Below are 6,832 nucleotides of genomic sequence, written 5' to 3'. Positions count from 1 at the left end.
ATCCCATCCCGCCGACCCCGGAACCGGCCCCACCCGGGCCTCCCGGGCCGCCACGCTGAGCGGACGGGCGCGTCAGGACGCGGGCACGTCGGGAAACGGGCACGTCGGGAAACGGGCGCGTCAGGACAGGCGGCGGGGCCCCAGCTCGGGCCGCGGCCCCAGCGGACGGGCCAGGCTCAGCGTCACCTGCCTGACGGTGACGCCCGTCGCGTCCGCCATGACCGGGCTCAGCTCCAGCCTCGCCACCTCCGGAAGGTCGTAGCCGAGGCGGGACGCCCGCAGCAGCAGTCCCTCCAGGGCGGCCAGGTTCACGGGTTCCGCGCCGCGATGGCCGAGCAGCAGCGGCGCGGTGCGGATGGCGCGGATCATCTCCGCCGCGTCGACGTCCGCGAGCGGCGAGAGCCGGTAGGCGCGGTCGTCCAGCAGGGCCGCGGTCTCGTCGGCGATGCCGAACGAGACCACCGCGCCGAACGAGTGGTCCTCCCTGATCACGATGCGGGTCGGCACCCCGCCGCCGTCCCGGCCCCCGGCGACGTCGATCCCGTAGCAGGCCAGAAGCTCGGCCGCCTGCTCGGACGAGGCACCGACCGCTTCGTTGGACGCGTCCGCCGGTCCGCCTTCGCGCGCCGCGTCGGCGGCGGCCAGCCAGCCGGCGACCAGCGCCCGAGCGCGATCACGGTCCACCCCGTCGAGCTCCGGCATCCGCCCAGCCGGCCGCTGCCGCCACTGCGCGTACCGGATCACGTACGCCAGCGCCCGGACGGCGTCCTCCGGCGACGGATAGGAGGGCACCGAACCCTCGGCGGGCATCCCGTCCGGCCCGGTCGCCCGCAGGTCGGCGGGCATGCCCTCCAGGCCCAGGTACGTCGCCACGATCGGCTTCGCGCCGCGGGCCGCCAGCCGCATGATCTTCTCGGGGACACGCACGTCGTAGCCGCCGATGGTCGGGGGCGTGAACAGCGCCACGACGGCGTCGACCGCCTCGTCCTCCAGCGCCGCTTCGAGCGCCGCCTCGTAGTCGTCGGCGCCCGCCCGCGGGCCGAGGTCGATGCGGGGCCGGACGTCCAGGCCGAGCGCCACGGCCTCGTCCTGCGCCAGCAGCCCCAGCGAGTTCGAGTTGTCGATGATCGCGATGCGGTCGCCCGCCGGGAGGGGCTGGTAGGCCAGGACCTGCGCCACGTCGAACAGCTCCGACAGGCCCTCCACGCGGATCACGCCGGCCTGCTCGAACAGCGCGCTGACCGCGTGGTCGGGCAGCGTCAGCGCCCGCGCCGCGTGCCCGATCGGGACGCCCTGCGTGCTGCGCCCGCTCTTGACCGCCACGATCGGCTTGCGGCGGCCCAGCCTCCGGGCGAGCCGCGCGAACTTACGCGGGTTCCCCAGCGATTCCAGATACAGCAGGACGGCCTTCGTCGCCGGATCTTCCTCCCAGTACTGCATCAGGTCGTTGCCGGACACGTCCGCCCGGTTGCCCGCGGAGACGAACGTGGAAAGCCCCAGACCGCGCTCGGCCGTCCGCTGCAGAATCGCGATTCCGAGGGCACCGGACTGTGAGAAGAAGCCGACCGGCCCTCGTCCCGGCATCGTCGGCGCCAGCGTCGCGTTCAAGCGCACGTCCGCGTCCGTGTTGGCGATTCCCAGGCAGTTGGGCCCGACCACACGCATCCCGTAGGCGCGCGCGAGCCGCACGAGTTCTTCCTGCCTGCCGCGCCCGTCGTCCCCGATCTCCCCGAACCCGGACGACACGACGATCAAGCCCCGCACGCCCTTGCTCGCGCACTCCTCGACGACCTCATGGACGGCGTCCGCCGGGACGGCGACGACGGCGAGATCCACATCGTCCGGGATCTCCAGGACCGACGGGTAGGCGCGGACGCCCGCCACCGCCACCGCCGTCGGGTGCACCGGGTACACGGGCCCGCTGAAGTCCCCCGCCAGCAGGTTCCGCAGCACGGTCTGCCCGACGCTGTGCTCCGCCCGGCTCGCCCCGATCACCGCCACCGACCCCGGGAACAGCAGCCGCTGGATCGACCGCGACTCCGCCCGGTGCTCGCGGGCCGTCATGACCTCCAGCGACGTGTCCGTCGGCTCCAGGTCCAGGACGAGCTCGATCACGCCCTCCTCGAACCGCTGCTCGGCCCGGTACCCCGCCTCCCGGAACACCCGCGTCATCCTGCGGTTGTCGGGCAGGACGCTCGCCACGAACCGGCGCACGCCCCGCTCCCGCGCCGCCGCCGCGATGTGCTCCAGCAGCACCGGCCCGAGCCCGCGGCCCTGGTGCGCGTCCTCCACCAGGAACGCGACCTCCGCCGTCGCCGGCTCCGCGGTCTCCGGCTCGGCGGTCTCCGGCCGGCCGCCGGCGCGGTCGTCGCCGTCGACGCGGTCGTACCGGACGACCGCCACCATCTCCTCACCGATCGTGGCGATCAGCGCGACCCGCCGGTCGTGGTCGACGCCCGTGAAGTGTTCGACATCACGGTCCGACAGGTACGGGCGCGGCGAAAAGAACCGGTAGTAGATCGACTCGGGGGACAACCGCGCGTAGAAATCGCGCAGAAGCCCCGCGTCGCCGGTCCGGATGGGGCGCAGATGCGCCGTTCCGCCGTCGCTGAGGACGACGTCGGCCTCCCATTGATCCGGGTAACGCTCGGTCACGTACCCGAGGGTAGGGCACCGGCTCCCGCCCGCCCGCGGCACGAAAAACAGGCTTCCTCGGTTTCGCTGCGCGTTCGAGACCTAATCGGGGCGCAAGAGCTGTTACGGTCGAGCACACGCTCAGAATTGCCGCTCGCGCGGGCCGTGTTGATCGAGGTGATGACTCCATGACGCGCGTGGTCGTGGTCGGCGATCTCATGACAGACACCGTGGCACGTGCTGCGTTTCCCCTGGCAAAGGGGAGCGACACGCCGGCCGCCGTGACGATCCACGGTGGCGGCTCGGGCGCCAACGTGGCCGCCTGGCTCGCCGTGGAGGGGATCGACGTCGCCTTCGTCGGCCGCCGCGGCTCCGACATCGCGGGCCGGAACCGGGACATGGAGCTGATGGGGTACGGCGTCGACGCCCGCCTCGTCATGGACGGAGAGCGTCCCACCGGGACGTGCGTGGTGATGGTCACCCACAAGGGCGACCGGACGCTGCTCTCCGACCCCGGCGCCAACGCCGCGCTCCTCCCCGAGGACATCGAACGGTGCAAGGACCTGTTCACCCAGGGCACCCACCTGCACCTGTCCGGCTACTCACTGATCAACGAGGGCTCCCGCAAGGCCGCCATCCACACCCTCGACCTCGCCCGCAAGGCGCAGATGTCGGTGTCGGTGGACGGCGGCTCGTCCTCCCCGCTCAAGCGGATGGGCGCCGAGCCCTTCCTGGAGTGGACGCAGGGCGCCCGCCTCCTGGTCGTCAACGCCAAGGAGGCCGAGATCCTCACCGGCCGCGAATCCCCCGAGCAGGCCGCCAAGGTCCTCACCGCCTGGTACCCGCAGGTCGTGATCAAGGCGGGCGCCGACGGCGCGATCTGGTACACCAACGGCCGTCCCGAGCCCGTGATCGTCGCCGCCGAACCGGTGGAGAAGATCGCGGACGGCACCGGCGCGGGCGACGCGTTCGTCGCGGGCTTCATCCCGCCGTGGCTGGACGGCAAGCAGCCCGCCGACGCGCTGACCGCCGGCTGCCGCCTGGCCGCCCGGGCCATGCAGCACCTGGGCGCCCGCCCCACCCTCGACGTGGTCGACAACCAGATCAAGTAAACACCCGTGCCCGGGCGTCCCAGCGGGGCGCCCGGGACTCATCAGCGGACGCCTCGGCCCGAACACGTCAGCCGGCCGACTCGGCAGGAACACCTCAGCGGGACGCCTCAGCCGCGACACCTCAGCCGGATCGCTTCAGCCGGATCGCCTTAGCTGGACGCCTCAGCCAGAACGCTCAGCTGGGACGCTTCAGGAGGGCGACCGTCGCATCAGCAAAAGCGCGACGTCGTCGTCGGTCGGCTGCTTGCCGATGAGCGCGTTCATGACCGCGGCGCCGACCGCCTCCGGCGGCCCCGGATACACCGCGTCGCACAGCCGGGAGATCCCGTCGTCGAGATCGTCGCCCCGGCGCTCCACGAGCCCGTCGGTGTAGAAGCACAGCAGGGCGCCCGGCGGGAAATCGACGGTGGCGGTCTGGCGGTCGATGTCCGCACCGAAACCGATCAGGACGTCGGGCTTCATGTCGGCCGTGCGCACCGGCTGCCCCGGGACGGCGAGGATCGGCGGCAGATGTCCCGCCGAGGAGACCCTGACCCGGTCCGGGGCGGGATCGCACACCGCGTACAGCACGGTCGCCGTCGCGTCGGGCTCGAAATGCTGGATCTTGCGGTCGAGCCGCCGCAGCACCTCCGCCGGATCGCCGCTCTCGAGCGCGTAGGCCCGCAGCGCGCTGCGCATCCGGCCCATCACGACGGCGGCCGACAGGCCGTGCCCCACCACATCGCCTATGACGATGCCGGTCTCGCCCGACGGCAGGGGGAACACGTCGTACCAGTCCCCGCCGACGTTCTCCTTGCCGGGGCTGTAGCGGGCGGACATCTCGACGCCGGGGACGTTCGGAAGCGCGGGCGGCACCAGGCTGCGCTGCAGTTCCCGGGCCCCGGCGCGTTCCGCGCGGCTGAGCAGGGACTGCACGGCCAGCGCGGCGCGCCCGGCCGCCAGCTGCAGGAGCTCGACCTCGTCCGCGCTGAACCGGCGTTCGGTGAGCGTCCCGACGTGCATGACGCCCACCAGCGCTCCACCGCCGATGAGCGGAACGCCGAGCAGGGTGCGAAGGCCCCGCTGGACCAGGAGCGGGTTGTACACGTCGGCGCCGGACACGTCGGTGATGGCGACCGGCCGCCGCTCGTGGGCGACGCGTCCGGCGAAGCCCTCCCCCAGCGGAACGCGAACGGCCTGGCTGATCTCCTCCTCGATGCCGTCGGCCGCGGCCGCCACGAGATACCGCGCCTGACGGTCGAGGAGCAGCACGACGGCCGTGTCCACGTCCAGGACCTGGCGGACGCGCGCGAGCAGGGTGTTCAGGAACTCGTCGACATCCATGTGCGCGAACGAGTCGTCGATGATCGCCCGGATGTTCGCGAGCTTGCGGGTGGCGCCCGCCAGGGCGGCGGATGAGTTCTCCACCTGGACGACTGTATGCGCATTAGTGGACATTTTATGCAGGTGAGGGAGATTTCGGACGACAAGCCGCAGGTTCGGAGGGTGAACCCTCACGGCGGCGGGTCAGGCGAGCGGGGTGTAGGTGCGGACGTCCTCTTTCACCGCGGCCCACAGGCGGTTGAGGGGATGGCCGGCGTCGTAGCGTTCGAGATCGGCTCGGCGGACGAAGGCGCCGGTCATCAGCTCCGCCTTGGGCTCCAGGTCGTCGTGGAGCGCGATCGTGCGCAGCGGGGCGGCGGCCGGATCGTCCTGGGCGGCCATCCCGCGGCCGATCGAGCCGGTGACGATCATGCAGCCGCGGACGAAACCGGAGCGTAGCAGCGACAGCCCGTAGTGCACGTCGTCGATGTCGGCGACCACCGTGAGGCGATCGCGGAAGCCCGCCCCGTACCAGGTGGCGAGCAGATCGGCGACCAGCCCGGCGGGCGGCACCACCAGGGGGACGCCGCCGAGCCTGCTCGTCTCGACCGGCGTGCCGGGCAGTTCGGCCTCCGGCAGGTTGGTCAGCAGCAGCGCCTGCCCCCGGGCGTACTCGATGACCTCGTACTCCCGCAGGCGCAGGTCGCCCTCGGGGGTGCTGACGATGCTGCCGCAGATCAGATCGACCTGCCGGGTCTCCAGCCGGGACCACAGATCCTTCGTCCGGACGTGGGCGACCTTGAACTCCACCTCGCGCTGCCGGAACTCCTCTGACACGAGGTTCCACGCCCGCGACACGATCGGCAGCGTGAACTCGGTGGTGCCGACGGTCAGCATCCGGCCGAGGCGGCGCCGGCTCCAGTGAATGGACTCCAGCCATTTCTCGAACGTCAGGCGCGCCAGTTCGACCGTGGCCTCCCCCGTCGGCGTGAAGAGGAAGTCCTTGCCGCGCCCCTGGCGGACGGTGAGCACTTCGCCGCACAGCGTTTGACTGTTGCGATTAAGCGTGTCGAGCTGCTTCTGGACGCTTGACTGCTCGCGTCCCAGCACGCGGGCGGCCCTGAGCGCGGACCCCATCTCGTGCACGACCAGCAGAGTCCGCATCTGGTCGAACGTCATATCGAGCAGCCCGGACGGACAGTCCAGGAGTGCGTCAAGGGTCGGTGACACGGTGAGGGACATTACTACCTGTTCCGCGACCCCGGCGAAATGGCCGAACGGTCACCCTGGCGGGAAATGTTGACATTTCCCGCTGAACTTATCTCAAGATGTTCTCCTAAACAACTGGACAGACTTTTCTAACCTCTAGAACACTTTCCTCGGGCCACTCCCTGCCGCCGTCAACCGTCCCATCAAGGGCGGCGGCGCTCCCGGGCGTGCCCCGGCGGTGCCGGCCGCCGGGGCCGCCGCCCGGGGTCCCGACTCCCGTTCGCCGCGGCCCTTCTCCGCCGCGGCGCCGGGGCCGGACGCCGGCCCGTGTGCGGGGCCGCGCGCACGGGCCGGCCCAAATCGTCCCGCCCGCGCCCACGGGGGCGCGCGGGCGGCACACCCACTCCGGCCCGACCGCTCCCCTCAAGGAGCAGCGCTCCCCACCGGTCGGCCCCGGCAGCCACCGTGCGGGGGGCGCACTGCCACCACCCTGGTGGCCAGACCAACCAAAGAACCGATTGAGCACCGACCCGCCTGGGGTATCGGCGTCAGGTGGGGGTGGCGAGGGTCAAGGG

4 protein-coding genes are annotated in these 6,832 nt (G+C 71.9%); 1 reads left to right on the top strand and 3 read right to left on the bottom strand.

Features of this window, described 5'->3' with window-relative positions; all coding sequences use genetic code 11:
- Positions 1-120: 120 nt before the first annotated feature.
- Positions 121-2,655, bottom strand: coding sequence for a bifunctional acetate--CoA ligase family protein/GNAT family N-acetyltransferase (locus ETD83_RS37860; RefSeq protein WP_138650013.1), 2,535 nt, complete (start codon positions 2,653-2,655; stop codon positions 121-123).
- A 167-nt stretch (positions 2,656-2,822) separates the two neighbouring features.
- Here ETD83_RS37860 and ETD83_RS37855 point away from each other — a divergent pair, with 167 nt between their 5' ends.
- On the top strand, positions 2,823-3,746 hold the full coding sequence (locus ETD83_RS37855) for a carbohydrate kinase family protein (RefSeq protein ID WP_138650012.1): 924 nt from the start codon (positions 2,823-2,825) through the stop codon (positions 3,744-3,746).
- Positions 3,747-3,935: 189 nt separating this feature from the next.
- Here the strand turns inward: ETD83_RS37855 and ETD83_RS37850 are convergent, their stop codons facing one another.
- Together ETD83_RS37850 and ETD83_RS37845 are read right to left on the bottom strand one after the other, a co-directional pair.
- Complete coding sequence (locus ETD83_RS37850; protein WP_205718106.1) at positions 3,936-5,153, bottom strand: PP2C family protein-serine/threonine phosphatase; 1,218 nt, start codon at positions 5,151-5,153, stop codon at positions 3,936-3,938.
- A 99-nt stretch (positions 5,154-5,252) separates the two neighbouring features.
- The gene (locus ETD83_RS37845; RefSeq protein ID WP_205718105.1) at positions 5,253-6,278 is read right to left on the bottom strand and encodes a LysR family transcriptional regulator; all 1,026 of its coding nucleotides are present in this window, start codon (positions 6,276-6,278) and stop codon (positions 5,253-5,255) included.
- Between the last annotated feature and the right edge of the window lie 554 nt (positions 6,279-6,832).

Origin of the sequence: Actinomadura soli, assembly GCF_005889715.1 — a bacterium.
Lineage (GTDB): Bacteria > Actinomycetota > Actinomycetes > Streptosporangiales > Streptosporangiaceae > Spirillospora > Spirillospora soli.
The sequence above is the reverse complement of the archived record's forward strand: the minus strand, read 5'-3'. Positions and strand labels throughout refer to the sequence as shown.